This window comes from Pseudomonas bijieensis (assembly GCF_013347965.1).
GTDB classification, from domain to species: domain Bacteria; phylum Pseudomonadota; class Gammaproteobacteria; order Pseudomonadales; family Pseudomonadaceae; genus Aquipseudomonas; species Aquipseudomonas bijieensis.
The window spans coordinates 6,275,742-6,302,015 of the sequence record NZ_CP048810.1; the positions used below are offsets into that span (position 1 = coordinate 6,275,742).

Below are 26,274 nucleotides of genomic sequence, written 5' to 3' on the forward strand. Positions count from 1 at the left end.
ACCATCCTGTGGCGAGGGGAGCTTGCTCCCGCTCGGCTGCGAAGCAGTCGTAAACCAGTGGATGCGGTGTGCCTGAGGCTCCGCATTCAGCAGGTTTTGGGGCCGCTTCGCGGCCCAGCGGGAGCAAGCTCCCCTCGCCACAGGTTTACTGGCTAGCCTAGGCTCCTTGTAGGCCTCAGACCTTCAACACTTTCCCACTGGCCGCCACCGCCACCAGCGACAGCGCAATCAGCCCAAAGGCAAAGCTCAAGCTGCTGCCATGGGCGACGAAGCCGATCAGCGCCGGGCCGGCAAGGATGCCGGCATAGCCGATGGTGGTGATGGCCGGTACGGCGATGGCCTCTGGCATCAGGGTCTGTTTGCCGACGGCGGTGTACAGCACCGGGACGATGTTCGAGCACCCGGCGCCCACCAACGCATAGCCCAGTAGCGCGGCTTGCCACATCGGTGCGAGGGTTGCCAGCAGGAACCCGGCTGCCGCGATCGATCCGCCATAGATGATCACGCGTTTGGCGCCCAGGCGATGCACCACCGAGTCGCCGGTCAGTCGGCCGACGGTCATGGTCAGCGCGAAGGCGGCATAACCCAGCCCGGCATAGGCGGTATCCACCGCGCGTTCGCTGGTCAGGAACACGGCGCTCCAATCCAGCACCGCGCCTTCGGCGAGGAATACGATGAAGCACAGGATGCCAATGAACAGCACCACTCCGTGGGGAATTGCAAACGCCGGGCCCGAGCTTTCACTGCCATAAGGCAACAGGTGCGGCGCAGCCTTGAACAATGCCACCAGCAGCACCGCGTTGACCACCAGCGTCGCCCCCAGCGGCGAAAGCCCCAGGCCGAGCAGGGCGCTCACACCGGCCGCGCCAATGATCCCGCCGAGGCTGAACATGCCGTGGAAGCCCGACATCATGGTCTTGCCACTGGCCCGCTCGACGATTACCGCTTGCAGGTTCACGGTCGAGTCCACGGTGCCGAGGCCGGCGCCAAACAGGAACAATGCCGCCACCAACCAGGGCAGGGAGGTCATCGTCGCCAGCAACGGCAACGCCAGGCAGATCAGGAGCGTGCCCCCGCTGAGCACTCGCCGGCAGCCGAACCGCGCGGCCAGCGCACCGGCAATCGGCATCGCCAGGATCGATCCCACCCCGAGGCACAGCAACAGCAAACCGAGGGTGCCTTCGTCCAGGTTTGCCCGCACCTTGGCGTATGGCACCAGTGGTGCCCAGGCGGCGATGCCGATGCCGGCGATGAGATAGGCGATGCGGGTGGACATCTGTTCCAGGCGTCCGGGAACAAAGGTTGGCGGAGGAGTGATGGCAGTCATGAATCGTCCTTGGCTTGCGTGTGGTGCGCTGGTGCGGGCAGGGGGCCTATGCTTGCATATCCACTGACCGCACCGCGACCCCAAGGTGCCGATCAAAGCGCAGGCTTTGCTCCCGCAGCCTGTGCCAGCATAAAGTACCGGCCCTTGCTGGCTGATTTCGGGTCTGGTCCATGACGCAGTTTTATGATGCACGCGGCAATATTTATGGCGTCGTTTCCCCGCGACAGGTGCGTGACCACGGTATCGACCTGCCGCCGTCGGCCGCCCTCGCTGCACAGCGGCGCGAGTCCTGGGCCTTGGCTGCCGTGCATGCCTTCTGCAGTTGGTCGCCGGGTGAAGCACCGCCGGATGCCAAGGACCACCGCAGCGATGGGCTGTTGATCGGCCCGTTCCAGAGCGAACCACCCTTTGACGTTTTGATCGTCAACACTGACGGCACCCTGGCCGAGCGCAGCGGCAACGGCTTGACGATTTTCTCCCAGGCGCTGAAAGAGCACGGCTTGATGCCGGGCGAGGGGGATTGCTTGTTGCAGGTGCACCATGACAAACACCAGGGCTTGTCGCCTCTGCACACGTCGGTGCGGTCAGCTGAGTTCGAGGGTGTGCAGGGCTTCTGGCTGGACTTGGGAAAACCCCTGTTTGGACCTCAGGCCGTCGCTGCCCAAAGCGTGGAGCGCGTGGTGTTCAATCAGCGTGAGGTCAGTCGGGTGGCGGTGCTCCATGGGTTGAACCCGGCATGGGGCAACAGTCAATTCGTGAACATTGGCAATCCGCATTGCGTGACCCTGGTGGAAGGGGCCGAGGCGCTGCCGAGCAACGCGCAAATGCGTGCATCGCAGTTGTCGCAAAGCCTGACCCGCATCGCTTATGCGCCGCCCGCTGGCGCAGGGGTTCCGTGCCCGGCGGGGGTGAATCTGCAATGGGCCTGGCGCGAGGCCGAAGGGCGGATCGTTGCCCGGGTATTCGAGCGGGGCGAAGGCCCCACTGCGTCCTCGGGCACCAGCGCCAGCGCGGTGGCCAGTGCTGCGTGGCGGGTGGGTTGGGTGCAGGCGGGGCCGGTGAGGGTGGTGATGCCCGGTGGGACAGCGCCGATTTTGTTGGAAGAAGAGGCTGGTGAGCTGGTTCGGGTCAGGTTGTTTGGTACGGCGCAGCTTGTGTCCTAGAAAATCTGGAGTTCCGCAGTGCGGCTAATGACGCCATCGCGAGCAGGCTCGCTCCCACAATTTTGAGCTTCAGCGGGCACGAATTTGTGTACGACACAAACCCTCTGTGGGAGCGAGCCTGCTCGCGATAGCGGCAGGTCAGTGACCTCAATATCAACTGATGGACACCAAGCTCACTCTCACAACGAGGTGCATCAGCCCAACGGCTGCGCGAACTCCACCACCGGCATCTGCCGCTTCATCAGCACTTCACCGTTGCGGATCGAGTACAGCGGCAAGCCCTGACTGCGGATTACTTCGTAGTCACTGTCCGCCGACAGGATCAGCAGGTTCGCCGGCCGCCCCGGTTCCAGCCCGTAGCGCTCGCCTAGGGCCATGGCCTTGGCGCTGTTGTCGGTGACCAGGTCGAGGGCGCTTTGCAGGTTGCGGTAACCGAGCATGTGGCAGATGTGCAACCCGGCTTCGAGGACCCGCAGGATGTTGCCGTTGCCCAGCGGGTACCACGGGTCGACGATGGAATCCTGGCCGAAGCACACGTTCATCCCGGCTTCGAGCAGTTCATTGACTCGGGTGACGCCGCGGCGTTTGGGGAAGGTATCGAAGCGCCCTTGCAGGTGAATGCTCTCGGTGGGGCAAGAGACGAAGCTGATGCCCGAATGCCCGAGCAGGCGGAACAGCTTGGCGCAGTAGGCATTGTCGTAGGAGCCCATGGCCGTGGTGTGGCTGGCCGTGACCCGCGCACCCATGTCGCGACTGCGGGCTTCTTCGGCGAGCACTTCGAGAAAGCGCGAGTGTGGGTCGTCGGTTTCGTCGCAATGCACATCCACCAGGCAGCCGGTGCGTTCGGCCAGGTCCATCAGGAACTTCACCGAGCTGACGCCCTGGTCGCGGGTGTACTCGAAATGCGGAATGCCGCCCACCACGTCGGCGCCCATGCGGATCGCTTCTTCCATCAGCTCGCGGCCGTTGCGATAGGACTCGATGCCTTCCTGGGGAAACGCGACGATCTGCATGTCGATCAGGTGGCGACTTTCCTCGCGCACTTGCAGCATCGCCTTGAGGGCCGTGAGTTCGGGATCGGTCACGTCGACGTGGGTGCGTACATGCTGGATGCCATGGGCGGCCAGGGCCTGGATGGTTTTCTTGGCGCGGGTGCTGGTGTCTTCCTGGGTGATGGTGGCCTTGCGTTCGCCCCAGCACTCGATGCCTTCGAACAGCGTGCCGCTCATGTTCCAGCGCGGCTCGCCGGCGGTGAGGGTCGCGTCTAGGTGAATGTGCGGTTCGACGAAAGGCGGGACCACCAGGTTGCCGCCGGCGTCGAGGTCGTCCGGGCCGAGGCTGGGGGCCTCGGTCTGGCGGGCGATGTTGGCAATCAGGCCGTTTTCCAGGTGCAGTTCATGCAAGCCTTCGCGGTTGCGCAGGCGGGCGTTGATGATGTGCATCAGGCGAGTCCTTTATAAGTCTTGTAGGGGTGCGTCAGCGGTGCGAGTACCCATTGCGCCGATCAATAGCACATACGTTAGCGCGCCGGCAGCGATTCCTACCAGCGGCGCGACCCATGGCGAATTGAACGCGGCGACGGTGCCGACCCCATAGGCCAACAGCCCGGGCCAATTGAACGCCGGCAACTGCGCTTCGGCCAGGCGTGGATAACGACCGCGCCAGCGGAAGAAGAAATCGGCCATGATCACCCCGCCAATGGGCGGGATCACCGTGCCCAGCAGAATCAGGTAGGGCACCAGCATGTCGTACATGCCCAGCAGGGCCAGCAGCGTGCCGATCACCGCGCCGCCGAGGGTCACGGTTTTGCGCCGGCGGGTGCGCAGCAGGTTGCAACCGGCCACGGCGAAGTTGTAGATGGTGTTGTCCTGGGTGCTCCAGATGTTGAGCAGCAGCATCGCCATCGCTGCCATGGCGAAGCCCTGCAACAGCAGCACTTCGACCACGTCCGGCTGTTGATAGACGATGGCCCCGTAGGCGCCGATCAGCACCATCAGGCCATTGCCGAGGAAGAAGCCGATCAGGCTCGCCAGCACCGCGACCTTCGCCGAGCGGGAGAACCGCGTCCAGTTGGTCGCCTGGGTCGCGCCGCTGACGAAGGTGCCGAACACCAGTGTGATGGCGGTGGACCAGTCGAGGCTGCCCGTCGGCACCACCGCCAGCAAACCCTCGAAGCCGCCGACCTTCACCGTCGCGACCCACATTGACAGCATTAGCAGCAACATCATGGCTGGCACGGCGAGGTACGAGAGGATTTCCAGCCCGCGATAACCGACATAGGCCGTGGCACAGAACCCCATGCCGAACAGCACCATCAACCACAACACGGTGCCCTGGCCCAACTCGAAGTACTTGCCCAGCACCACCGCCGCCGTCGCCGTGCCCCAGGCGTACCAGCCGATCTGGGTGAAGCCCAGGATCAGGTCACTGAGCTTGCTACCCACCTCGCCGAAACAGAAACGCCCCATCAACACCGAATTGAGCCCGCTCTTGAAGGCAATGTAGCCCAGGCCTGCCGCATACAGGCCCAGCAGCAGGTTGCCAATCACAATCACCGTGAGCATCTCGGCAAAACCGAACGCCACGCCCAGCTTGCCACCGGCAAACATCGTCGCGGTGAAAAAGGTGAAGCCCAGCAGCACCATGGCCGTGGAGGCCAGGCCCTTGCGGGCATGCATCGGAACTTCGCTCAAGGGGTAGTCGTTGCCTGGATCGTTCTGAGTCATGGGGGCGGTCCTTGCGGATGAGGGGAATATCGCAAGCGTGCAGCGGCCGTGCCAAACGAGTGATCGCGAGGTTATTTATAGACAATCCTGGAGATTGGGTGGGCGAAGGAGGGCGAAAGCGGTGCGGTGGTGATTCAAGTTGGAACACAGATCTCATTGTTCATGAAAGTCCCCTGTGGGAGCGAGCCTGCTCGCGATAGCGTCGGATCAGCCACATCGAAGTCAACTGGTACATCGCTATCGCGAGCAGGCTCGCTCCCACAGGTTCAGGTCAAAAAGCGCAACACCGCCACGGCGATGTCCTGCGGCGCGTCTTCCTGGACCAGGTGCCCGGCGTTCGGAACCGGGTGCAACTGCGCGCCCGGAATTAGTTTGTGCAAGGCCCGGCCACGCTCGATGGGGATCCACTGGTCATCCTCGCCCCACAGTATCTGGGTCGGGCAGCGCACGTTTGGGTACAGGCCCTCGACCTCGCGGGTATAACGCTCGTCCATCTGCGCAATCTGCCGGTAGAACGCCGCCTGGCCCGGCTCGCCAAGCCACGGTTGTACATAAGGCGCCAGTTCTGCGTCCGGAATAGCGCGCTTGATCGCGCCGCGGATATAGGCCGGCACGATGGCCCGCTGAATGTAGTCGGGCAGGCCGTTGAAGGCTGTTTCATGCTGGCGTACGTGTTGAACAAAAGGCGAACCCCAGGGCGACAGCGCCACCGGATCGATCAGGGTCAGGCTGCGGTAGTCCTTGCCATTGAGCAGGTGCGTGCGCAGGGCCGTGGCACCGCCAAAGTCATGGGCCACCACGTCCGGGCAATCCAGGCCCCAGTGCTCCAGCAATTGCGCGAGCAGTTGATTTTGCACGCCGAGGGACACATCGGCATCGGGTTGCGCTGACTGGCCATAACCCAGCAGGTCGAAGTAATGCACCCTGTGGGTGGTGAAGAACAGCGGAGCGATCCGGTGCCACACGTAGGAAGAGAAGGGCGTGCCGTGGACAAACACCAGCGGCGGGCCGTCGCCGTGGATGGCGTAGCGGATGGGGTGTCCGTTGAAGTCGTAGGTCTGATCCAGCGGCCAGTGGGTCATGATCGATACTCCCCTGAAAATGGCTCAGGGGATCAAGCATAGGCCAATGCTGGCGGGACGGGGAAACACCGATTGTGGCGAGGGAGCTTGCTCCCGCTGGGCCGCGAAGCGGCCCTCAAACCTGAGGTTGCGGTGTATCAGGTTGAATCGAGTCGCTGCTTTTGGGGCTGCTTCGCAGCCCAGCGGGAGCAAGCTCCCTCGCCACAGAAGCTCCTTTGCCACAAAAGGCTCCCGAGCCAGGAAGCAGCACCTGTCCCTATTCGCCGTGATAGATGCAACCGCTGGTGCAGGTCTCATGGATGCGGATGGCGCTGAGTTCCGGCAGCAACGGCTTCAATTCATTCCAGATCCACTTGGCCAGGACTTCGCTGGTGGGGTTTTCCAGGCCAGGGATGTCGTTGAGGTAGTTGTGGTCCAGGCGCTCGTAGAGCGGCTTGAAGATCGCCTTGATCTCCGAGAAATCGCGAATCCAGCCGGTATGCGGGTCAATGTCGCCGCTCAGGTGGATCGCCACCTTGAACGAGTGACCGTGAAGGCGGCCGCACTTGTGGCCCTCTGGTACGTGGGGCAGGCGGTGGGCGGATTCGAAAGTAAACTCTTTGAAGATTTCCACAGGTTCGGGCTCTTTTAGATAGCGGTCGCGAGGCAGGCGGCGGAGTTTATCAGTTTGATAACGGCGTTGCGCGAGCGTGCTGACTAAAGGGTCAGCAAACGCTCGCCCAGGCCACCGTTGGCTGCCAGTTCAAGAAACTCGTCACCGAGCCGGCGGCTCTCGTCCATTGCCGTGCGCCAATATTTGCGGCGGCTCGGGTCATCGCCCATGAAGCGCTTGAAGTCGTTGCGGTCCGGCAGTTTGCCGTAGGGCAGGCGCGCCAGGTATTCCCGGGATGGTGCCAGCAACAGCACGTCCTGCAGGCGGTCGACGTTGCCCCGGCGCCACGGCAGGCCCTTGTCGAACCAGCCGGGGATGACCCGGTCGGTGAAGTGCGGATACAGCACGATGTCCTCGCCGCTGTACGGCAGGTCGAGGTGGTAGTCCAGCAAGCCGCCATCGCGGTAGGTGCCGGCACCGGCGCCCGGCAGGTCGCGCACGCCCTCCATGATCATCGGGATCGAGCCCGAGGCCAGCAGGGCCTGGCGCAGGTTGCCAGCGGCCAGGGGCACGAAGCGCGACGGAAAGTCATTCAACGGATGCAGGGGCGGGGCCAGGCGCGGGTCATGGATGATCAACCGTTCGAAATGCCGCGACAGCCGCGCACGGCCTCGCAGGTTGTCGGCGATCACCGATGACAACCCCAGGCCCAGCCGGCCGCGATGATCCTGGGCGAGCAGGCCGTGGCTCTTGACCACCATGATATTGAGCCGGTATCGCGGGTTATCGAGGATCGAAGTGTCGCGCCCTTCGAGCAAGTCATCGAGCATGCGCTGCGAGCTCTGGCTGACCCCGGCCATGGTCACGCCTTTGGCGAAGCTTTGTTCGTTGTACAGGGTGCCCAGGCGCCGGATTCCTTCGGCGGCGTCTGGCAGGCAGGCACTGGCGAAGCGCCAGGCGCCCACCGAGGCGCCGATCAGCGAGCGTTCCCGCGGCGCGGCGGGCAGCCATTGGTCGAACAGCGCCAGGTCCAGTCCCTGGATACCCAAGGCCTTGGGACCACCGGCGGCGCCCGGCAGGATGCCGACGTCGGCGGCGTTCAGGCCGGCCTGGCGAATCCGCCCGAAGGCACGGGGGCCGGCCTTGAGGGTAAGGGCGGGGAACTTGATGTGGATGGCGGTCATACCGGCCTCGAATGCAAACAAGCGGACAATTATAGCGACACAAAACCCTGTGGGAGCGAGCTTGTTCCGGGCGGCGTTCCGACGATGGCGGTCTGTCAGTTGATATTGATGTGACTGAGCTGGCGCTATCGCGAGCAAGCTCGCTCCCACACACTATTGATGTGGGTTCCATGATGGCCATTCAGTTTCAGTTAAGTTCACCCCGATACAGTCCCCCGGCAAAGATTATAAAAAGGAGACAATCCATGAACCGCCTGACTGCCTTTTTCATCGCGACCCTCATGGCCCTCGGCGCTGGCCTGGCTCACGCACGAGACCTCAACAACGACGAAGCCCGCAAACTGCGAGACGCTGGTACCATTCTGTCCACTGAAAAACTCGACGCCATTGCCCTGGCCAAACACCCTGGCGCCACCTTGACCGATACCGAACTGGAAGAGGAGTACGGCAGGTACATTTACCAGGTGGATCTGCGCGATACGAAGGGCATTGAGTGGGACCTGGAATTGGACGCCACCAACGGCGAGGTACTCAAGAATCATCAGGATACGTAATGAAGCTTAATCTGCGCGCCCATAGTCGATGGGCGCTGGCGCTGTTGGCGTTTTGTTCGCTGGCCGTAGCCCGGGACCTGGACCAGGACGAGGCCCTGCAACTGCGCCAGCAAGGCGTGATCCTGCCGCTGGAGCAATTGTTGCAACAGGCGCTGGACCTGCATCCCGGCGCCAAACTTCTGGAAGCCGAGTTGGAGGAGAAACACGGCGTCTATATTTATGAGGTCGAGTTGCTGGACACCGACGGCGTCGTGCGCGAGTTGGACCTGGAGGCCGCGACCGGCCGCTTACTCAAAGATAAGGAAGACTGATGCGCCTGCTTCTGGTGGAAGATCACGTGCCCCTGGCGGACGAATTGATGGCGGGGCTGACACGACAGGGCTATGCCGTCGATTGGCTCGCCGATGGTCGCGATGCGGTGTACCAGGGCAGCAGTGAGCCCTACGACCTGATTATCCTCGACCTTGGCCTGCCGGGTGTGCCGGGGCTGGAGGTACTGGCCCAGTGGCGCGCCGGCGGCCTGGCCACACCGGTGCTGATCCTCACTGCCCGCGGGTCCTGGGCCGAGCGCATCGAAGGCCTCAAGGCCGGTGCCGACGATTACTTGACCAAACCTTTTCACCCCGAAGAACTGCACTTGCGGATCCAGGCGTTGCTGCGCCGTTCCCATGGTCAGGTCAACCAGCCGACGCTGAAGTCGGCCGGGCTGCACCTGGATGAAGGGCGACAATGCGTGGTCCGCGACGGCACCGACATCCAGCTCACGGCCGCCGAGTTTCGCCTGTTGCGCTATTTCATGCTGCATCCCGAGCAGATCCTTTCCAAAAGTCATCTTGCCGAACACCTGTACGACGGTGAGACCGAGCGCGACTCCAACGTGCTGGAAGTCCACGTCAATCACCTGCGACGCAAGCTGGGACGCAGCGTCATCGAAACCCGTCGCGGCCAGGGCTACCTGTTCGGCGGGCAGGCGCAGTGAGATCCATCCAGCGACGCCTGAGCCTGGGCCTGATCGGTGTGATGGTGGTGGTCGGCCTGGTGCTGGCGCAGACCAGCCTGTGGCTGTTCGAACTGGGCTTGCAGCGTTATCTGGAAGCGGGCCTGCGCAACGACAGCGAGAACCTGCTGGTGGCCCTGGTGCGCGGCCCGCAGGGTTTGCAATTGGATGAGCGACGTTTGTCGCCGGCCTATCAGCGACCTTTTTCCGGACATTATTTCCGCATCGATTTTGCCGATGTGCACTGGCGCTCCCGTTCCCTGTGGGACCAGGAATTGCCCCGGCTCGACCACCCGGGCCTGCACAGCAACCTGCAACTGGGCCCCGAGGGCCAGAAGCTGCTGGTGCTGCGTACCGACTATCGGCGGCTCGGCCAGGCGATTTCCATCAGCGTGGCCCAGGACTACACGCCGGTGCGTGACAGTTTCCGAAGGATGCAGCAGGTTAGCCTCGGGCTCGGGTTGGCGGGGCTGCTGCTGATCCTGTTGCTGCAACGCATCACCGTGCGCCGCGCCTTGCGTCCGCTGGACCGGGCCCGGGAGCAGATTGCCCAGTTGCAGCGCGGGCAGCGTTCGCAACTCGACGAACAGGTGCCACGGGAGCTGGAGCCGCTGGTGACACAAATCAACCATCTGCTGGCCCACACCGAAGACAGCCTCAAGCGTTCACGCAACGCCCTGGGCAACCTCGGCCATGCCTTGAAAACCCCGCTGGCAGTGCTGCAAAGCCTGGCTTCGAACGAAAAGCTCGACCCGTATCCCGAGTTGCGCAAGCTGTTGCTCGAGCAATTGGAGCAGGTCCGGCAGCGCTTGAACCGCGAACTCAACCGCGCCCGCCTGTCCGGCGATGCCTTGCCCGGCGCGCATCTGGACTGCGACGCCGAACTGCCAGGATTGCTGGCCACGTTGAACATGATCCACGGCGAACACCTGCACCTGAGCTATGTCGCCCCGCCAGGCCTGCACTTGCCCTGGGACCGTGAGGACCTGCTGGAATTGCTCGGCAACCTGCTGGACAACGCCTGCAAATGGGCCGACGCCGAGGTACGCCTGACCATGACCGAAACAGCCGAGGGCTTCAGCCTGGCCGTGGAGGACGACGGCCCGGGCATCCCCAAGGACCGCCGCGACCAGGTGTTCAGCCGGGGCACGCGGCTGGACGAACAGACCGATGGACACGGCCTGGGCCTGGGCATCGTGCGGGACATCGTCGACACCTGGGGCGGCCTGCTGGCGTTGGACGACAGTGAATGGGGTGGGTTGAAGGTGGTGATCGAATTGCCCAAGCGCTGATGTCTGCGCTAACCCTTTATAGCCGTGCCATAGATTCTCTGTCTGGCTTGGCCCCCTGTGGGAGCGAGCCTGCTCGCGATGGCGTTGGGTCAGCCACATCAATGTCGACTGGCAGACCGCTATCGCGAGCAGGCTCGCTCCCACATTGGTCTGTGGTGATTGCAAACCTTGTGAAAACCCGCCCCACGGCCCTTGCAGCTTGCCGCCGCTTGCTGCAAAGTCGCGACCTTTTTTGTCCGGTGGCTTTCCATCGCTGTGCTTTGAGGTAACGATGATAAATGCAGTAATTGCTGCGGTAGGCGTCATGCTGGTACTCAGCCTGTCCCGCGTGCATGTGGTGATCGCGCTGATTATCGGCGCGTTGGTGGGTGGCCTGACAGGCGGCCTGGGGATCGAGGCGACGCTCAAGGCGTTCAATGCCGGCCTGGGTGGCGGTGCGACGGTGGCGTTGTCCTATGCCTTGCTCGGAGCCTTCGCCGTGGCGATTGCCAAGTCCGGCATGGCCCATGCCTTGGCCGACAAGGCCCTGGCCCTTGTGGATCGCCAGGACGCCGCTGGCGGCTCGGGCGTCAAGTGGGTCCTGATCGGTCTGCTGGGAACGGTCGCGGTCGCCTCCCAGAACATTTTGCCGATCCATATTGCCTTCATCCCGCTGCTGGTGCCGCCACTTCTCTATGTGCTGACCAAGTTGCAGTTGGACCGCCGGTTGATCGCCTGCGTCATGACCTTCGGCCTGATCACGCCCTACATGTTCCTGCCGGTGGGCTTCGGCAATATCTTCCTCAACGAAATCCTGCTGGCCAACATCGCCCGCAGCGGCGTGGACGTCAGCGGCATCAACGTTACCCACGCCATGGGCATTCCGGCGCTGGGCATGGTGTTCGGCTTGCTGTTGTCGTTGTTCTCCTACCGCAAGAAACGCGTCTACGACCTGAAGAAAATTGCCCGGGTCGAGCAAGTGGCCGTGCGCTACAACCCGCTGAGCCTGATGGTGGCCGGGTTTGCGGTGGCGGCGGCGTTCGCGGTGCAGCTACTGGTGGACTCGATGATCATCGGCGCCCTGGTCGGGTTCCTGATTTTCTCGCTCTCGGGAGTGGTGCGCTGGCGCGAAACCGACGACCTGTTCACCGAAGGCATGAAAATGATGGCGATGATTGGCTTCATCATGATCGCCGCCTCGGGGTTCGCCGAAGTGATGAAGGCCACCGGTGAAGTCCAGAGCCTGGTGGAAACCTCGGCGGCCTGGATCGGCCACAACAAGGGCATCGGTGCGCTGATGATGTTGTTGGTGGGGCTGCTGGTGACCATGGGCATCGGCTCGTCGTTTTCCACGGTGCCGATCCTGGCGACGATTTTCGTGCCGCTGTGCCTGCAACTGGGCTTCAGCCCGCTGGCGATCGTCTGCATCGTCGGCACCGCCGGCGCCCTGGGCGATGCCGGTTCGCCCGCCTCGGACTCGACCCTGGGCCCGACCTCCGGCCTGAACATCGACGGCCAGCACCATCACATCTGGGACACCGTGGTCCCGACCTTCATCCACTACAACCTGCCGTTGCTGGTGTTTGGCTGGGTGGCGGCGATGGTGTTGTAATCCGAGACGGCGTTGCCTGCATCGCGAGCAGGCTCGCTCCCACAGGGGACTTGCAGTGGACACAACATCTGTGAACACCTCAATCCAATGTGGGAGCGAGCCTGCTCGCGATGGGGCCCTCCAGATTCAATACCTCCCTCAAGCCTTGTTCACTTTGTCCTACAGTTTTGCCGTGCCTTGCCGTTAATACAGCTAACCACGCCAATAACACCAACAAGAGTGAACAGCATGCGCCTGAGCCTGAAGGCTAAAGTCCTGTCCCTTGCGATACTGCCGGTATTGCTGTCCGCCGTGATCATCAGCCTGACCACGGCTTTCATCTTGAAGGAACAAGCTGGCAAAGAAGTCCAGCAGACTCGCGAACGCCTGCTCAGCGAGGCCAAGGCCACGCTGCAGAACTACGTGGCGGTGGGCCTTACCGCCATCAAGCCGCTGTACGATGCCGCAGCTGCGGGCGATAACGAGACACGCGCCCAGGCGATCAAGCTGCTGTCGAATATCAGTTACGGCAAGGACGGTTATTTCTTCGGCTACGACTCCGAGACCATTCGTCTGTTCAAGGCCAACAGCCCCGATGGCGTGGGCAAGAGTTTCAAGGACAACCGCGACCCGAACGGTGTCTACGTCAACCGTGACCTGGTGAAAGTCGCCAAGGACGGGACGCATTATCTGGAATACAGCTCGCCGCTGCCCGGTAGCAAGGACCTGGTGCCCAAGCTCGGCTACACCGAATACCTGCCCAAGTGGGACCTGGCGGTCGGTAGCTCGGTCAACCTGGACGGCATCGAAGCCCAGGTGGCGCTGGTGGAAGCCAAGGTCCACGATCGCCTGCAAGGCGTGATCTTGAGCATCGTCGGGATCGCCGCGGTGGTGTTGCTGGTGATTGCGGTGGTGGGCCTGGTGCTCGCCAATACGATCCTGCGTCCCCTGCACCTGATGAAAGACAACCTCGACGACATCGCCGCGGGTGAGGGCGACCTGACCCGTCGTCTGGCCATCACCAGCCAGGACGAACTCGGTCAGTTGGCCGGTTCGTTCAACCGCTTCGTCGACAAGATCCACGGCCTGGTGCGGCAGATCACCGACATGACCTCGCAACTGACCGGCCTGGTGACGCAAGTCTCCGAACAGGCCCAGCGCTCCGAGCAGGCCATGGAGCGCCAGCGCCACGAAACCGATCAGGTCGCCACGGCGATCAACGAGATGTCCTCGGCTGCCCAGGAAGTCGCCCGCAGTGCCCAGGGCGCCGCTGTCGCGGCCCAGCAGACCGACGAGGAAGGGCAGTCGGCCAAGCGCGTGGTGGCTGGCAGCATCCAGCAGATTCATGCGTTGGTGAACGATATTCGTAGCAGCGGCGTGTCCCTGGACAGCTTGCAGCAGGACGTGGCCTCGATTGTCAGTGTGCTCGGGGTGATTCGTTCGATCGCCGAGCAGACCAACCTGCTGGCCCTCAACGCCGCCATCGAGGCCGCGCGTGCCGGGGAAGCGGGGCGTGGCTTCGCCGTGGTGGCCGATGAAGTACGGGCCCTGGCCAGCCGGACCCAGCAGAGCACTCAGGAAATCCAGGGCATGATCGACCGCCTGCAATCAGGCACCCATGCGGCGGTGGAAGCGATGCGCCGTTCCAGTGAGGCCGGCGATGGCACTTCGGAACGGGCCAACGAGGCGGGTGCTTCCCTGGACACCATGGCGCAGTTGATCGGCACCATCAATTCGATGAACGCCCAGATCGCCAGCGCTGCCGAGGAACAGACCGCAGTGGCCGAAGAAATCAACCGCAGCGTGCATCAGATCGCTGTGGCGGTGGACAGTGTCGCCGACGAAACCCAACTCGGCGCCCAGACTTCCCGCAGCCTGGCCGACCTGGGCCAGCGCCTGGGCCAACTGGTGGGGCAGTTCCGGATCTGATCCCGTCGCAGCAGGAGCTGCCGAAGGCTGCGATCTTTCGCTCTCGATCCAGATGTTTTCGCCTGGGCTACCAGGCCTTATCGGAAGCGGAGGATCGCAGCCTTCGGCAGTTTCTGCCGGGCACGGCAGGCCATCCCCAACCCTGTGGGAGCGAGCTTGCTCGCGATGACAATTTCCAGCCGAGCGCAGTTGTGGCGAGGGAGCTTGCTCCCGCTGGGTTGCGAAGCAGCCCCAAACGCTTGGGACCGCTGCGCGCTCCAGCGGGAGCAAGCTCCCTCGCCACGAATGGATTTCAGGCGGGCGCTCCCTGCACATCGCGCATCAACAACCCAAACCGCAAATCCACCGCATCCGGAATCGGCACGTACACCACATGCCCATCCCCCGGCGCCACCTCGATGCTCTGGCCTTTGACGTCCTGCAACTGATGCAGGTCGAAGTGGAAGTTGCCCTTGGGGGGTCATCAGTTCCATGTGGTCGCCCAGGCCAAAACGGTTTTTCACCCGTACTTCGGCCAGGCGTTCGCGACGTTCGCCGGTCAGTTCGCCGACGAACTGCTGGCGCTCCGACACCGAGCTGCCGTTCTGGTAGTTCTGGTACTCGTCGTGCACGTGGCGTCGTAGAAAACCTTCGGTGTAGCCGCGCTGGGCCAGGGACTCCAGGTCGGTCATCAGGCTGCGATCGAATTCCCGGCCGGCCACCGCGTCATCGATGGCCCGGCGATAGACCTGGGTGGTGCGCGCGCAATAAAAGTGCGATTTGGTCCGGCCTTCGATCTTCAACGAATGCACGCCCATGCGCGCCAGCCGCTCCACGTGCTGCACCGCTCGCAGATCCTTGGCATTCATGATGTAGGTGCCATGCTCGTCCTCGAAGGCCGGCATGGCGTCTTCCGGGCGGTTGGCTTCCTGGAGCAAAAACACCTGGTCGGTGGGCGCGCCGAGGCCCAGGGTCGGTTCCGGCTGATAGGTTTGCACGATGTCGCCCACGACGTTTTCCACCGCTGGTTGCGCCGAATATTTCCAGCGACAGGCATTGGTGCAACTGCCCTGGTTGGCATCGCGCTTGTTCAAGTAGCCGGACAGCAGGCAGCGCCCGGAATAAGCCATGCACAACGCGCCATGGACGAACACTTCCAGTTCCATGGCCGGCACCTGCTCGTGGATCTCGGCGATTTCCTCAAGGGACAGTTCCCGGGACAGGATGATCCGGCTCAAGCCCTGCTGTTGCCAGAACTCGACGCTCGCCCAGTTCACGGTATTGGCCTGCACCGACAGGTGGATCGGCATCTGCGGGAAGTGTCGGCGCATCAGCATGATCAGCCCCGGGTCGGACATGATCAGCGCGTCCGGCGCCATGGCGATCACCGGCTCCAGATCCTTGAGGAAGGTCCGCAGCTTGGCGTTGTGCGGGGCAATGTTCACCACCACGTAGAAGCGCTTGCCCATGGCTTGGGCCTCGGCAATACCCAAGGCCAGGTTCGCGTGGTCGAATTCGTTGTTGCGCACCCGCAGGCTATAGCGCGGCTGACCGGCGTACACCGCATCGGCACCGTAGGCGAAGGCGTAGCGCATGTTTTTCAGGGTGCCGGCGGGAGCGAGCAGTTCGGGGGCGGCGAGGGTCATGGTGGCGTCAGGTCGCAAAAAGCGGCGAGGGTACGCCACGGTCGGCCCGGCGGTATTGATTTGGATCAATGCCGGGTGCAAACGCGAAGGCACTCCGGCGAGTCCTGGATGACTAATGTTTATCCCGCCTTTGGACATGGAAAGCTGATGAATCGAAAGATGCTGCAAAACAAAGCCCAGATGCTGCTCCTGGTGCTGGTCACGGTCGCCTTCATCTGGATCCTGCTGCCATTTTACGGCGCGGTGTTCTGGGCGGTGATCCTGGGCATCGTCTTTGCCCCGATGCAGCGCCGCCTGCAGTTGAGGTTCGGCTGGCACCGCAATGTCACCTCGTTGTTCACGTTGAGCATCTGTGTGGTCAGCGCGATCCTGCCGGTGATCATCATCAGTACGTTATTGGTCCAGGAGGGCGCGGCGCTGTACAAGAGCCTGGAGAGCGGAGAGCTGGACATTGCCGATTACCTGGCCCGCTTCAAGGATGCCTTGCCGCCGTACTTCCAGCACCTGCTGGACCGCTTCGGCCTGGGCAACCTGAATGGCTTGCGCGACAAGATCGTCAAGAGTGCGATGCAGGGCAGCGAGTTCTTCGCCACCCAGGCCTTCAGTTTCGGCCAGGGCACGTTCCAGTTCCTGGTCAGCTTCTTCGTGATGATCTATCTGCTGTTCTTCTTTCTGCGCGACGGTCCGGAATTGGTGCGCAAAGTGCGCACGGCTGTTCCATTGGGGGAACATCAAAAACGCCGCCTGCAGTTGAAATTCAATCGGGTGGTGCGGGCCACGGTGAAAGGCAATCTGCTGGTCGCCATCAGCCAAGGTGCGCTGGGTGGGCTGATCTTCTGGATCCTGGGAATCCCGACGGTATTGCCGTGGGCGGTACTGATGGCGTTCCTGTCACTGTTGCCAGCCGTGGGGGCGGGCATTGTCTGGGCGCCGGTTGCGGTGTATTTCCTGCTTTCCGGGGCGATCTGGCAGGGTGTGGTGCTGACGCTGTTCGGGGTATTCGTGATCGGTCTGGTGGACAACTTCCTGCGTCCGATCCTGGTGGGCAAGGACACCAAGATGCCCGACTACATGGTGCTGGTCTCGACACTGGGCGGGCTGGCGGTGTTCGGGCTGAACGGTTTCGTGATCGGACCACTGATCGCCGCGCTGTTCATGTCGTGCTGGGCGTTGTTCGTCGAAAGCACGCCGCGTGTACAGTTGCCCTAGGCGCTCAACAGGTAGGGGCCGATGCGTTGCGACAATGCCTGGGCGGCAGGCAGTGAAGTCAGCGGGCCGCTGATGGTCACGCCGTCTTGCACCAGATACCAGCAGGCCAGCAACCCGAGCTCCCGGAGTGGGGCGGGAACGGCGCTGCCAATGACAGACATGATTTGAACCTTGGGCATGGGAAACCTCCATCAAACGATGGGGTTACCTTACGACTCAGAAGGAAGGACGAAAAATCAACCGGCTCAATAGTAGGAATCGATGCCGCTCAATCGACGACCAGATCGAGCATGTGCACCACTTCCTGCTCGTTGAGCAGGCCCTTGCGAACCAGGTTTTCCGCCAGCAGCGAAAGGAACTTGGCGCTGCGGTGGCCTTCCAGTTGCTTGAGTTCGGTCAGCACGTTGTACACCTTGCTGGAGGTGCACAAGCCGACAATGCGATGGGGATTTTGCGTGGGCATACCTTCGTCCTTGTTTTTATGAAGCTGTTGTTGGCGGACAATGCCAGTTTGCGGCCCTGTCATGACGCTCACGTGACAGCTTGAGTTGTTGGAAAAAGAAGCAGGATCCGGACCATAATGCCTTTTTGGCGCCGGATTATTGTTCCGGCAGCGACCTCGGGCAGGCTCATACGACCATCTGGTCTGTTTTTCACCCACAAAAAAGGCCCTGGATCTTTCGATCCAGGGGCTTTTTCTGTTGCTGTCTGGCTCCACGACCTGGACTCGAACCAGGGACCCAGTGATTAACAGTCACTTGCTCTACCAACTGAGCTATCGCGGAATGGCGCGTATGTTACTGATTGGAAAAGAGAAGTCAAGCGTCTATTGCCGGGCGGCGCATTCCTGGGGCCCATTGGCGGTCAATCAACAATTGCGGTTACCGCAATGGCGGGAGAGGGCTACCATGCTTGCCCGGAAGTGGCAGGACGCGCTGCCGGCCATTCGCCGACATTGAGGTACGCGCCATGAACCATCTGTTACCGCTCCACACAGCCAGCTGCGCCGAGGTGTCGTTATGAGTACCGCGCAGATCAGCTTGCCCAAAGGGGGTGGGACCGCACGCCGAGAAACTCTACGACGCCATCACCCAGGCCAGCACCGCCGAGGAACTGAACCGCGCTGGCGGCAAGGCCGAAGGTTTTGTCCTGGGGCTGGAAAGCACCAAAGCGATCAAGAGCCAGGTGGCCGAGTCGTTGTATGTCATCTATGACGATGCGGCGAGCCAGCGGGCGACGGAGCTTTAGCCTCGCCGAAAGTGTCGTGCCTGGTGCTTTGTGGCCTTGCTTTTGTGGCGAGGGAGCTTGCTCCCGCTGGGCTGCGAAGCAGCCCCAAAAAATGCTGGGCTAATCAACCTGAAGTACCGAGGTGGCTGGCTTTAGGGCTGCTGCGCAGCCCAGCGGGAGCAAGCTCCCTCGCCACAGGTTCAGGGTGCACCTGTTCTTGCGGGGACACTTCAAAAAAAACGGGAAACGGGAAGCCTTGGCTTCCCGTTTTTCATGTCGCTGGGCTTCAGATCACCTGAACGATGGCCTTGGTCACCGCATCGATGTTGTTCTGGTTCAACGCAGCCACGCAGATGCGCCCGGTGTCCAGGGCATAGATGCCGAACTCGTTGCGCAGGCGCGTCACTTGTTCAACGGTCAGGCCGGAGTAGGAGAACATCCCGCTCTGGCGTGCGACGAAACTGAAGTCGTGCTGCGGGGCGGCCTTGGCCAGCATGTCGACCATCTGGTTGCGCATGCCGCGAATCCGCAGGCGCATTTCGGCCAGTTCGGCTTCCCACTGCGCGCGCAGCTCCGGGCTGTTGAGTACGGCGGCGACGATGCTGGCGCCGTGGGTTGGCGGGTTGGAGTAGTTGGTGCGGATCACGCGCTTGACCTGGGACAGCACGCGAGCACTTTCTTCTTTTGATTCGCTGACGATCGACAATGCGCCGACGCGCTCGCCGTACAGCGAGAACGACTTGGAGAACGAGCTGGAGGCGAAGAAGGTCAGGCCCGATTCGGCGAACAGGCGCACGGCCGCTGCGTCTTCGTCGATGCCGTCGCCAAAGCCCTGGTAGGCCATGTCCAGGAACGGTACGTGATTCTTGGCCTTGACCACGGCCAGTACGTCTTTCCAGTCTTGCGGGCTCAGGTCCACGCCAGTCGGGTTGTGGCAGCAGGCGTGCAGCACAACGATCGAGCGGTCGGGCAGGGCGTTGAGGTCTTCCAGCAGACCGCTGCGGTTCACGTCGTGGGTGGCGGCGTCGTAGTAGCGATAGTTCTGCACCGGGAAGCCGGCGGTTTCGAACAGCGCGCGGTGGTTTTCCCAGCTTGGGTCGCTGATGGCGACGACGGCGTCAGGCAGCAGTTGCTTGAGGAAGTCGGCACCGATCTTCAGGGCGCCGGTTCCGCCCACGGCCTGGGTGGTGATGACGCGGCCGGAGGCGATCAGTGGCGAATCCTTGCCGAACAGCAAAGTCTGGACCGCCTGGTCGTAGGCGGCGATACCGTCGATCGGCAGGTAACCACGGGAAACGTGCTGAGCCACGCGAGCCGTCTCGGCTTCGACAACCGCGCGCAGGAGTGGAATGCGCCCCTCCTCGTTGCAGTAAACACCCACGCCCAGGTTGACCTTATTGGTACGGGTGTCGGCGTTGAAAGCTTCGTTGAGGCCCAGGATGGGGTCGCGGGGTGCCAATTCGACAGCGGAAAACAGGCTCATTATTGCGCGGCTCTGAATGGAGTGAGGGGGACGTGTCGCGCTCCAGCCGGATGCACTAGAGCGGTGCACAAACGGGGAGCTAGTATAGAGGCCATCACCCGGTACGGCGACAGGCGATTCGGCTTTTGCGGTAAGTATTTTCGATTTTTTTTGACCGTTAGTCCCTTCTCCGCGTCAAAGTCTGCAAGGCGTGTAGGACGTTCGTCTTGAAAGCGAAGGCATTCACCTCCACATTGTGTGCATCCCAGCTTTTTCCTCGGACGGCATCAGTCGTTTCGGTCTTTCTCATTCCTGTCGGCTGGCCGACAGGAATGAACCCAGAGGTTATGTCATGTCTGAATTCCAGCTAGTCACCCGATTCCAGCCCGCCGGCGACCAGCCGGAAGCCATTCGCCTGATGGTCGAAGGCATCGAGGCCGGGCTGGCGCACCAGACGCTGCTCGGTGTGACCGGCTCGGGCAAGACCTTCAGCATTGCCAACGTGATTGCCCAGGTGCAGCGCCCAACCCTGGTACTGGCGCCGAACAAGACCCTGGCCGCGCAGCTATACGGTGAGTTCAAGGCGTTTTTTCCGAATAACGCCGTGGAGTACTTCGTTTCCTACTACGACTACTACCAGCCCGAGGCCTACGTGCCGTCGTCGGACACCTTCATCGAGAAGGATGCCTCGATCAACGACCACATCGAACAGATGCGCCTGTCGGCGACCAAGGCCTTGCTCGAGCGCAAGGACGCGATCATCGTCACCACGGTGTCGTGCATCTACGGTCTGGGCAGCCCGGAAACCTACCTGAAGATGGTGCTGCACGTGGACCGCGGCGACAAACTCGACCAGCGCGCCTTGCTCAGGCGCCTGGCGGACTTGCAATACACCCGCAACGACATGGATTTTGCCCGGGCGACGTTCCGGGTGCGCGGCGATGTGATCGACATCTACCCGGCGGAATCGGACCTCGAAGCGATCCGCATCGAGCTGTTCGACGATGAAGTGGAGAGCATTTCCGCGTTCGACCCGCTGACCGGCGAAGTCATCCGCAAGCTGCCGCGTTTCACCTTCTACCCCAAGAGCCACTATGTAACGCCGCGGGAAACCCTGCTGGACGCCATCGAGGGGATCAAGGTCGAGCTGCAGGAGCGCCTGGAATACCTGCGGTCGAACAACAAGCTGGTAGAAGCCCAGCGTCTTGAGCAGCGGACCCGCTTTGACCTGGAGATGATCCTGGAGCTGGGCTACTGCAACGGTATCGAAAACTACTCGCGCTACCTGTCGGGTCGTCCGGCGGGCGCGCCACCGCCGACCTTGTATGACTACCTGCCGGCCGATGCCTTGCTGGTGATCGACGAATCCCACGTCAGCGTGCCCCAGGTCGGCGCCATGTACAAAGGCGACCGTTCGCGCAAGGAAACCCTGGTGGAATACGGTTTCCGCCTGCCCTCGGCCCTGGACAACCGGCCGATGCGCTTCGACGAATGGGAAGGCGTGAGCCCGCAGACGATTTTTGTCTCGGCCACCCCCGGCAACTACGAGGCCGAGCACGCCGGTCGTGTGGTCGAGCAAGTGGTACGACCGACCGGGTTGGTGGACCCGCAAGTCGAGGTGCGTCCGGCGTTGACCCAGGTCGACGACCTGCTCTCGGAAATCACCAAGCGTGTGGCGGTGGAGGAGCGGGTGCTGGTCACCACGCTGACCAAGCGCATGGCCGAAGACCTGACCGATTACCTGGCCGACCATGGCGTGCGGGTGCGCTACCTGCACTCGGACATCGATACGGTGGAGCGGGTCGAGATCATCCGCGACCTGCGCCTGGGCACTTTCGACGTGCTGGTGGGCATCAACCTGCTGCGCGAAGGCCTGGACATGCCGGAAGTGTCGTTGGTGGCGATTCTCGACGCTGACAAGGAAGGCTTCCTGCGTTCGGAGCGTTCGTTGATCCAGACCATCGGTCGCGCGGCGCGTAACCTCAACGGCCGGGCGATTCTGTATGCCGACCGCATCACCGGCTCCATGGAACGGGCCATCGGCGAGACCGAGCGCCGGCGCGACAAGCAGATCGCCTTCAACCTGGCCAATGGCATCACCCCCAAGGGCGTGTTCAAGGACGTCGCCGACATCATGGAAGGCGCCACCGTGCCAGGCTCGCGCAGCAAAAAGCGCAAGGGCATGGCCAAGGCGGCCGAAGAGAGCGCCCGCTACGAGGCCGAACTGCGCTCACCGAGCGAAATCACCAAGCGGATCCGGCAGTTGGAAGAGAAGATGTACCAACTGGCCCGGGACCTGGAGTTCGAAGCCGCGGCGCAGTTGCGCGACGAGATTGGCAAGTTGCGCGAGCGGTTGCTGACTGTCTGAGGTTTGTAGTGGTTGTAATGGCCTCATCGCGAGCAGGCTCGCTCCCACATTTTGACCGAGTCGCGGTCCCTGTGGGAGCGAGCCTGCTCGCGATGGGCGCGACTCGGTCCAGCGGCTGACCACACAAATCCCGCTCTCACTGGAGCCCGCCCGCCATCGCCTGTTACCATTCGCCCCCTGTTTCATCTTCGCTTTTATATTCTTTCCGAGACATGCCATGACCACCGTCCGCACCCGCATCGCGCCTTCGCCCACTGGCGATCCCCATGTCGGCACCGCCTACATCGCTTTGTTCAACTATTGCTTTGCCAAGCAGCATGGCGGCGAGTTCATCCTGCGGATCGAGGACACCGACCAGTTGCGTTCGACCCGCGAGTCCGAACAGCAGATCTTCGACGCCCTGCGCTGGCTGGGCATCGACTGGAGCGAAGGCCCGGACGTTGGCGGCCCGCACGGTCCGTACCGCCAGAGCGAACGGGGTGATATCTACAAGCAGTATTGCCAGCAGTTGGTGGACATGGGGCACGCGTTCCCGTGCTTCTGCACTGCCGAAGAGCTGGACCAGATGCGCGCCGAGCAAATGGCCCGGGGTGAAACCCCGCGCTACGACGGCCGGGCGCTGCTGCTTTCCAAGGAAGAAGTCGCCCGTCGCCTGGCGGCCGGTGAGCCCCATGTGATCCGCATGAAGGTGCCGAGCGAAGGTGTCTGCGTGGTGCCGGACATGCTGCGGGGCGATGTCGAGATCCCGTGGGATCGCATGGACATGCAAGTGCTGATGAAGACCGACGGCTTGCCGACGTACTTCCTGGCGAACGTGGTCGACGATCACCTGATGGGCATCACCCACGTCCTGCGCGGCGAAGAATGGCTGCCGTCGGCGCCGAAACTGATCCTGCTCTACGAATACTTCGGCTGGGAGCAGCCGCAACTGTGCTACATGCCGCTGCTGCGTAACCCGGACAAGAGCAAGTTGTCCAAGCGCAAGAACCCGACTTCGGTGACGTTCTACGAGCGCATGGGCTTCATGCCCGAGGCGATGCTCAACTACCTGGGGCGCATGGGTTGGTCGATGCCGGACGAGCGCGAGAAGTTCTCGTTGCAGGAAATGGTCGAGCATTTCGATCTGTCGCGCGTGTCCCTGGGCGGGCCGATCTTCGATATCGAGAAGCTGTCGTGGCTCAACGGCCAGTGGTTGCGGGACCTGCCGGTAGAAGAGTTCGCCGCGCGTGTGCAGAAGTGGGCGTTGAACCCTGAGTACATGATGAAAATCGCGCCCCATGTGCAGGGCAGGGTAGAGACGTTCAGCCAGATCGCCCCGCTGGCCGGCTTCTTCTTTGCCGGTGGCGTGACGCCGGATGCGAAGTTGTTCGAATCCAAGAAGCTGTCGGGTGATCAGGTGCGCCAGTTGATGCAGTTGATCCTTTGGAAATTGGAAAGCCTGCGTCAGTGGGAGAAGGACAGCATCACCGCGACCATCCAGGCCGTGGTCGAGTCGTTGGAGTTGAAATTACGCGATGCCATGCCGCTGATGTTCGCCGCCATTACCGGTCAGGCCAGCTCGGTGTCGGTGCTCGATGCGATGGAAATCCTCGGACCTGACCTGACCCGTTTCCGCTTGCGCCAGGCTATCGATCTGCTCGGTGGCGTGTCGAAGAAGGAAAACAAGGAGTGGGAAAAACTGCTGGGCGCGATCGCGTAAGCGCTCGATGAGGCAGGACATACCCCGGTTTTCCGGGGTTTGTCGGTAAGTGATTGTTATCCCGGCAAAAAACTTTCAAATTTGTTGAAAATAAATTTGACAGCCCTCCGATACGCCCTTAAGATTCGCCCCGTCCTCAGCGATGAGGGGCTATAGCTCAGCTGGGAGAGCGCTTGCATGGCATGCAAGAGGTCGACGGTTCGATCCCGTCTAGCTCCACCAATTTACACTTCAAGGCCTGGCCACACCGGTCTTGAAGCGATCAACACTCAGCGTTGATCAGTTGTATAGAAGGGTTTGCGTCCCCTTCGTCTAGTGGCCTAGGACACCGCCCTTTCACGGCGGTAACAGGGGTTCGAGTCCCCTAGGGGACGCCAGTTTTACAGAAGCGATGTTGCAAGATGTCGCTCCGCCGCGAGGCGAAAAATCCGGGGCTATAGCTCAGCTGGGAGAGCGCTTGCATGGCATGCAAGAGGTCGACGGTTCGATCCCGTCTAGCTCCACCAATTTACAGGTTCAAGATCTGGCCACACCGGTCTTGAGTCGATCAGTTCTCAGCGCTGATCAAGCTAGAAGGTTTGTGTCCCCTTCGTCTAGTGGCCTAGGACACCGCCCTTTCACGGCGGTAACAGGGGTTCGAGTCCCCTAGGGGACGCCACGATTACCCGCTCTGCGGGATTTTATAAGGGTCATTCAATTCTTGAATGGCCCTTTTGTTTGTCTGGCGTTCGGCCAATTCCCTTATCCTTGAAAGCGACTTCTGACCAGCGGTCAAAATTTCTGCTTGCGGAAAATTATTATGGGAATAATATTTCAATCGTAATATTCGGAGGCGACGATGAGCGATAAGAAGGCACAAACCCGTGAACGCATTCTCAAGGCCGCCAGCGATGCGCTGATCCAGCGTGGGCCGGCTGAACCGAGCGTGGGCGAGGTGATGGGGGCGGCGGGGCTGACGGTGGGCGGTTTTTATGCTCATTTCGAAAGCAAGGATGCCTTGATGCTGGAGGCATTCAAGCAATTGCTCAATCGGCGCCGCGGCTTGATTGCCGATATGGACGGCGAGCTGACAGGCGAAGAGCGGCGCGCATTGGTGGCGGCGTTCTATCTGTCACGAAAGCACCGTGACTCCACCGAGAATGCCTGCCCGATTCCTGCGTCGGTCGGCGAACTGGGCCGGCTGCCAGATGCGTTTCGTGAGGTGCTCAACGAGCATGTTGAATTGATGGTCGCGCAATTGGCGGCCAGCCCGGAGGACGCCGACAAGGCCCTGGCCGACATTGCCTTGATGGTGGGTGGCCTGGCCCTGGCAAGGGCCCTGGGCCCTGGAGAGTTATCCGATCGTTTGCTGCGCGCCGCCAAGTCGGCAGTGCAATGAGCTGAGGCGCAAGCCCTGGAGATGAGCGATGAACAGGTTGAGCTGGATTCGTAGTGTCAATGGCACGCTTGGCTGGGTGGCTCCGCGCCTGGTGGCCAAGCAGATGCGTCTGCTGTTCATGCGCCCTCGAGACCTGCCGCCGCGGGATTGGGAGTTACCATTGCTGGCCTCGTCCGAGCGTATCACCTTGCGCTTCGGTCTTTCGGCGTTGCGCTGGGGCAAAGGCCCGGTAGTCTTGCTGATGCACGGCTGGGAAGGGCGGCCGACTCAATTCGGGGCGCTGATCACGGCCCTGGTGGACGCCGGTTACATGGTGGTGGCCCTGGACGGTCCGGCCCATGGTCGTTCGCCGGGCCGCGAGGCGAATGTCCTGTTGTTCGCCAGGGCCATGCTTGAGGCCGCCGCTGAGCTGCCACCGTTGCAGGCCGTGATCGGGCATTCCATGGGTGGAGCCAGTGCCATGCTCGCGGTTCAGTTGGGGTTGCGGACCGAGACCTTGGTCAGCATCGCTGCGCCTGCGCGCATTCTTGGTGTGTTACGCGGATTCGCGCGGATGATGGGGCTGCCGCCCAAGGCCCGTTCAGCTTTCATTCGTCTGGTGGAAAGCGATGTGGGCATGCGGGCCGAGAAAATGGACGTCGCCCATTACCAACTGGACGTGCCCGGGTTGATCGTCCATGCCGACGACGACACTTTCGTCTCGGTCAAGGAATCGCAATTGATCCATGAAGCCTGGTTCGACAGTCGTTTGCTGCGACTGCCACAGGGTGGGCATCAGCGGGTGTTGGCCGATTCGCGGGTCGTTGATGGTGTGTTATCGCTGTTGGCCGGGCGCAGCCTGCAAGCGCGGCAATCGGCTTGATCTGTGGGAGCAAGGCTTGCCCGCGATG

21 protein-coding genes, 5 tRNA genes and 2 pseudogenes are annotated in these 26,274 nt (G+C 62.1%); 17 read left to right on the top strand and 11 right to left on the bottom strand.

Going from position 1 to position 26,274, the window contains the following annotated elements:
- Positions 1-175: 175 nt before the first annotated feature.
- Positions 176-1,327, bottom strand: a complete 1,152-nt coding sequence (locus GN234_RS27825) for an MFS transporter (RefSeq protein WP_109754573.1) — start codon at positions 1,325-1,327, stop codon at positions 176-178.
- Positions 1,328-1,497: 170 nt separating this feature from the next.
- Here GN234_RS27825 and GN234_RS27830 point away from each other — a divergent pair, with 170 nt between their 5' ends.
- A complete protein-coding gene (locus GN234_RS27830; RefSeq protein WP_163857680.1) occupies positions 1,498-2,490 on the top strand; it encodes a diaminopimelate epimerase in 993 nt (330 codons plus the stop codon).
- A gap of 194 nt (positions 2,491-2,684) precedes the next feature.
- On the opposite strand, the gene codA is transcribed toward GN234_RS27830, so the two are convergent.
- The 5 genes from codA to GN234_RS27855 form a co-directional block, all read right to left on the bottom strand.
- The gene (codA, locus tag GN234_RS27835; protein ID WP_116833058.1) at positions 2,685-3,932 is read right to left on the bottom strand and encodes a cytosine deaminase; all 1,248 of its coding nucleotides are present in this window, start codon (positions 3,930-3,932) and stop codon (positions 2,685-2,687) included.
- A 12-nt stretch (positions 3,933-3,944) separates the two neighbouring features.
- On the bottom strand, positions 3,945-5,216 hold the full coding sequence (codB, locus tag GN234_RS27840; RefSeq protein ID WP_116833057.1) for a cytosine permease: 1,272 nt from the start codon (positions 5,214-5,216) through the stop codon (positions 3,945-3,947).
- A 266-nt stretch (positions 5,217-5,482) separates the two neighbouring features.
- Positions 5,483-6,298 carry an alpha/beta fold hydrolase gene (locus tag GN234_RS27845; RefSeq protein WP_163857686.1) on the bottom strand — a complete coding sequence of 272 codons (816 nt, stop codon included), beginning with the start codon at positions 6,296-6,298 and terminating at the stop codon, positions 5,483-5,485.
- A gap of 256 nt (positions 6,299-6,554) precedes the next feature.
- Positions 6,555-6,911 carry a 6-carboxytetrahydropterin synthase QueD gene (gene queD / locus GN234_RS27850; RefSeq protein ID WP_025212792.1) on the bottom strand — a complete coding sequence of 119 codons (357 nt, stop codon included), beginning with the start codon at positions 6,909-6,911 and terminating at the stop codon, positions 6,555-6,557.
- A gap of 83 nt (positions 6,912-6,994) precedes the next feature.
- Positions 6,995-8,074 carry a patatin-like phospholipase family protein gene (locus GN234_RS27855; RefSeq protein ID WP_176689377.1) on the bottom strand — a complete coding sequence of 360 codons (1,080 nt, stop codon included), beginning with the start codon at positions 8,072-8,074 and terminating at the stop codon, positions 6,995-6,997.
- A gap of 245 nt (positions 8,075-8,319) precedes the next feature.
- Here GN234_RS27855 and GN234_RS27860 point away from each other — a divergent pair, with 245 nt between their 5' ends.
- The 6 genes from GN234_RS27860 (at position 8,320) to GN234_RS27885 (ending at position 14,416) form a co-directional block, all read left to right on the top strand.
- The gene (locus GN234_RS27860) at positions 8,320-8,628 is read left to right on the top strand and encodes a PepSY domain-containing protein (protein WP_109754579.1); all 309 of its coding nucleotides are present in this window, start codon (positions 8,320-8,322) and stop codon (positions 8,626-8,628) included.
- Positions 8,628-8,939, top strand: coding sequence for a PepSY domain-containing protein (locus tag GN234_RS27865; RefSeq protein WP_109754580.1), 312 nt, complete (start codon positions 8,628-8,630; stop codon positions 8,937-8,939). The genes GN234_RS27860 and GN234_RS27865 overlap by 1 nt, the downstream gene beginning before the upstream one ends.
- Positions 8,939-9,607, top strand: coding sequence for a response regulator transcription factor (locus GN234_RS27870; protein WP_109754581.1), 669 nt, complete (start codon positions 8,939-8,941; stop codon positions 9,605-9,607). Before GN234_RS27865 ends, GN234_RS27870 begins: the two co-directional genes overlap by 1 nt.
- The gene (locus GN234_RS27875; protein WP_176689378.1) at positions 9,604-10,917 is read left to right on the top strand and encodes a sensor histidine kinase; all 1,314 of its coding nucleotides are present in this window, start codon (positions 9,604-9,606) and stop codon (positions 10,915-10,917) included. The genes GN234_RS27870 and GN234_RS27875 overlap by 4 nt, the downstream gene beginning before the upstream one ends.
- Before the next feature lie 274 nt (positions 10,918-11,191).
- Positions 11,192-12,508, top strand: coding sequence for a Na+/H+ antiporter family protein (locus GN234_RS27880; protein WP_176689646.1), 1,317 nt, complete (start codon positions 11,192-11,194; stop codon positions 12,506-12,508).
- Positions 12,509-12,736: 228 nt separating this feature from the next.
- The gene (locus tag GN234_RS27885; protein ID WP_109754584.1) at positions 12,737-14,416 is read left to right on the top strand and encodes a methyl-accepting chemotaxis protein; all 1,680 of its coding nucleotides are present in this window, start codon (positions 12,737-12,739) and stop codon (positions 14,414-14,416) included.
- A gap of 307 nt (positions 14,417-14,723) precedes the next feature.
- On the opposite strand, the pseudogene trhP reads toward GN234_RS27885, so the two are convergent.
- Positions 14,724-16,041: pseudogene (trhP, locus tag GN234_RS27890) on the bottom strand (prephenate-dependent tRNA uridine(34) hydroxylase TrhP); the annotation flags it as partial.
- A 147-nt stretch (positions 16,042-16,188) separates the two neighbouring features.
- Between trhP and GN234_RS27895 the strand changes: the two are divergent.
- Positions 16,189-17,250 carry an AI-2E family transporter gene (locus tag GN234_RS27895; protein WP_109754585.1) on the top strand — a complete coding sequence of 354 codons (1,062 nt, stop codon included), beginning with the start codon at positions 16,189-16,191 and terminating at the stop codon, positions 17,248-17,250.
- Here GN234_RS27895 and GN234_RS27900 read toward each other — a convergent pair.
- The 3 genes from GN234_RS27900 to GN234_RS27910 form a co-directional block, all read right to left on the bottom strand.
- Entirely contained in the window at positions 17,247-17,429 is a 183-nt protein-coding gene (locus tag GN234_RS27900) for a hypothetical protein (RefSeq protein ID WP_003203898.1), read from the bottom strand. The two genes, GN234_RS27895 and GN234_RS27900, sit on opposite strands and share 4 nt — an antisense overlap.
- A gap of 89 nt (positions 17,430-17,518) precedes the next feature.
- Positions 17,519-17,713, bottom strand: a complete 195-nt coding sequence (locus GN234_RS27905; protein WP_003203896.1) for a hypothetical protein — start codon at positions 17,711-17,713, stop codon at positions 17,519-17,521.
- Between the two features lie 246 nt (positions 17,714-17,959).
- Positions 17,960-18,035 (bottom strand) — tRNA-Asn (locus GN234_RS27910).
- A 234-nt stretch (positions 18,036-18,269) separates the two neighbouring features.
- On the opposite strand from GN234_RS27910, the pseudogene GN234_RS27915 reads away from it, so the two are divergent.
- Positions 18,270-18,498, top strand: a pseudogene (locus GN234_RS27915) (hypothetical protein).
- 265 nt (positions 18,499-18,763) lie between these two features.
- Here the strand turns inward: GN234_RS27915 and GN234_RS27920 are convergent.
- Complete coding sequence (locus GN234_RS27920; RefSeq protein ID WP_116833053.1) at positions 18,764-19,960, bottom strand: amino acid aminotransferase; 1,197 nt, start codon at positions 19,958-19,960, stop codon at positions 18,764-18,766.
- 331 nt (positions 19,961-20,291) lie between these two features.
- Here GN234_RS27920 and uvrB point away from each other — a divergent pair, with 331 nt between their 5' ends.
- The 8 genes from uvrB to GN234_RS27960 all read left to right on the top strand — a co-directional run bounded on the left by uvrB (position 20,292) and on the right by GN234_RS27960 (position 26,246).
- On the top strand, positions 20,292-22,307 hold the full coding sequence (gene uvrB / locus GN234_RS27925; RefSeq protein WP_109754588.1) for an excinuclease ABC subunit UvrB: 2,016 nt from the start codon (positions 20,292-20,294) through the stop codon (positions 22,305-22,307).
- A 217-nt stretch (positions 22,308-22,524) separates the two neighbouring features.
- The gene (gene gltX, locus GN234_RS27930; RefSeq protein WP_041023763.1) at positions 22,525-24,006 is read left to right on the top strand and encodes a glutamate--tRNA ligase; all 1,482 of its coding nucleotides are present in this window, start codon (positions 22,525-22,527) and stop codon (positions 24,004-24,006) included.
- A gap of 146 nt (positions 24,007-24,152) precedes the next feature.
- Positions 24,153-24,228, top strand: a tRNA-Ala gene (locus GN234_RS27935).
- Between the two features lie 79 nt (positions 24,229-24,307).
- Positions 24,308-24,383: transfer RNA gene (locus GN234_RS27940), tRNA-Glu, on the top strand.
- Between the two features lie 53 nt (positions 24,384-24,436).
- Positions 24,437-24,512 (top strand) — tRNA-Ala (locus tag GN234_RS27945).
- A 76-nt stretch (positions 24,513-24,588) separates the two neighbouring features.
- Positions 24,589-24,664: transfer RNA gene (locus GN234_RS27950), tRNA-Glu, on the top strand.
- Positions 24,665-24,844: 180 nt separating this feature from the next.
- The gene (locus GN234_RS27955) at positions 24,845-25,384 is read left to right on the top strand and encodes a TetR/AcrR family transcriptional regulator (RefSeq protein ID WP_109754589.1); all 540 of its coding nucleotides are present in this window, start codon (positions 24,845-24,847) and stop codon (positions 25,382-25,384) included.
- Between the two features lie 28 nt (positions 25,385-25,412).
- Positions 25,413-26,246 carry an alpha/beta fold hydrolase gene (locus GN234_RS27960; RefSeq protein ID WP_176689380.1) on the top strand — a complete coding sequence of 278 codons (834 nt, stop codon included), beginning with the start codon at positions 25,413-25,415 and terminating at the stop codon, positions 26,244-26,246.
- The last annotated feature ends 28 nt before the right edge of the window (positions 26,247-26,274 follow it).

Excerpts from the sequence above, each read along its gene's own strand:
- GN234_RS27825 (WP_109754573.1), bottom strand. The coding sequence starts at position 1,327 with ATGACTGCCATCACTCCTCCGCCAACCTTTGTTCCCGGACGCCTGGAA.
- GN234_RS27830 (WP_163857680.1), top strand. The coding sequence starts at position 1,498 with ATGACGCAGTTTTATGATGCACGCGGCAATATTTATGGCGTCGTTTCC.
- codA (WP_116833058.1), bottom strand. The coding sequence starts at position 3,932 with ATGCACATCATCAACGCCCGCCTGCGCAACCGCGAAGGCTTGCATGAA.
- codB (WP_116833057.1), bottom strand. The coding sequence starts at position 5,216 with ATGACTCAGAACGATCCAGGCAACGACTACCCCTTGAGCGAAGTTCCG.
- GN234_RS27845 (WP_163857686.1), bottom strand. The coding sequence starts at position 6,298 with ATGACCCACTGGCCGCTGGATCAGACCTACGACTTCAACGGACACCCC.
- GN234_RS27855 (WP_176689377.1), bottom strand. The coding sequence starts at position 8,074 with ATGACCGCCATCCACATCAAGTTCCCCGCCCTTACCCTCAAGGCCGGC.
- GN234_RS27860 (WP_109754579.1), top strand. The coding sequence starts at position 8,320 with ATGAACCGCCTGACTGCCTTTTTCATCGCGACCCTCATGGCCCTCGGC.
- GN234_RS27865 (WP_109754580.1), top strand. The coding sequence starts at position 8,628 with ATGAAGCTTAATCTGCGCGCCCATAGTCGATGGGCGCTGGCGCTGTTG.
- GN234_RS27870 (WP_109754581.1), top strand. The coding sequence starts at position 8,939 with ATGCGCCTGCTTCTGGTGGAAGATCACGTGCCCCTGGCGGACGAATTG.
- GN234_RS27885 (WP_109754584.1), top strand. The coding sequence starts at position 12,737 with ATGCGCCTGAGCCTGAAGGCTAAAGTCCTGTCCCTTGCGATACTGCCG.
- GN234_RS27895 (WP_109754585.1), top strand. The coding sequence starts at position 16,189 with ATGAATCGAAAGATGCTGCAAAACAAAGCCCAGATGCTGCTCCTGGTG.
- GN234_RS27900 (WP_003203898.1), bottom strand. The coding sequence starts at position 17,429 with ATGCCCAAGGTTCAAATCATGTCTGTCATTGGCAGCGCCGTTCCCGCC.
- GN234_RS27905 (WP_003203896.1), bottom strand. The coding sequence starts at position 17,713 with ATGCCCACGCAAAATCCCCATCGCATTGTCGGCTTGTGCACCTCCAGC.
- GN234_RS27920 (WP_116833053.1), bottom strand. The coding sequence starts at position 19,960 with ATGAGCCTGTTTTCCGCTGTCGAATTGGCACCCCGCGACCCCATCCTG.
- uvrB (WP_109754588.1), top strand. The coding sequence starts at position 20,292 with ATGTCTGAATTCCAGCTAGTCACCCGATTCCAGCCCGCCGGCGACCAG.
- gltX (WP_041023763.1), top strand. The coding sequence starts at position 22,525 with ATGACCACCGTCCGCACCCGCATCGCGCCTTCGCCCACTGGCGATCCC.
- GN234_RS27955 (WP_109754589.1), top strand. The coding sequence starts at position 24,845 with ATGAGCGATAAGAAGGCACAAACCCGTGAACGCATTCTCAAGGCCGCC.
- GN234_RS27960 (WP_176689380.1), top strand. The coding sequence starts at position 25,413 with ATGAACAGGTTGAGCTGGATTCGTAGTGTCAATGGCACGCTTGGCTGG.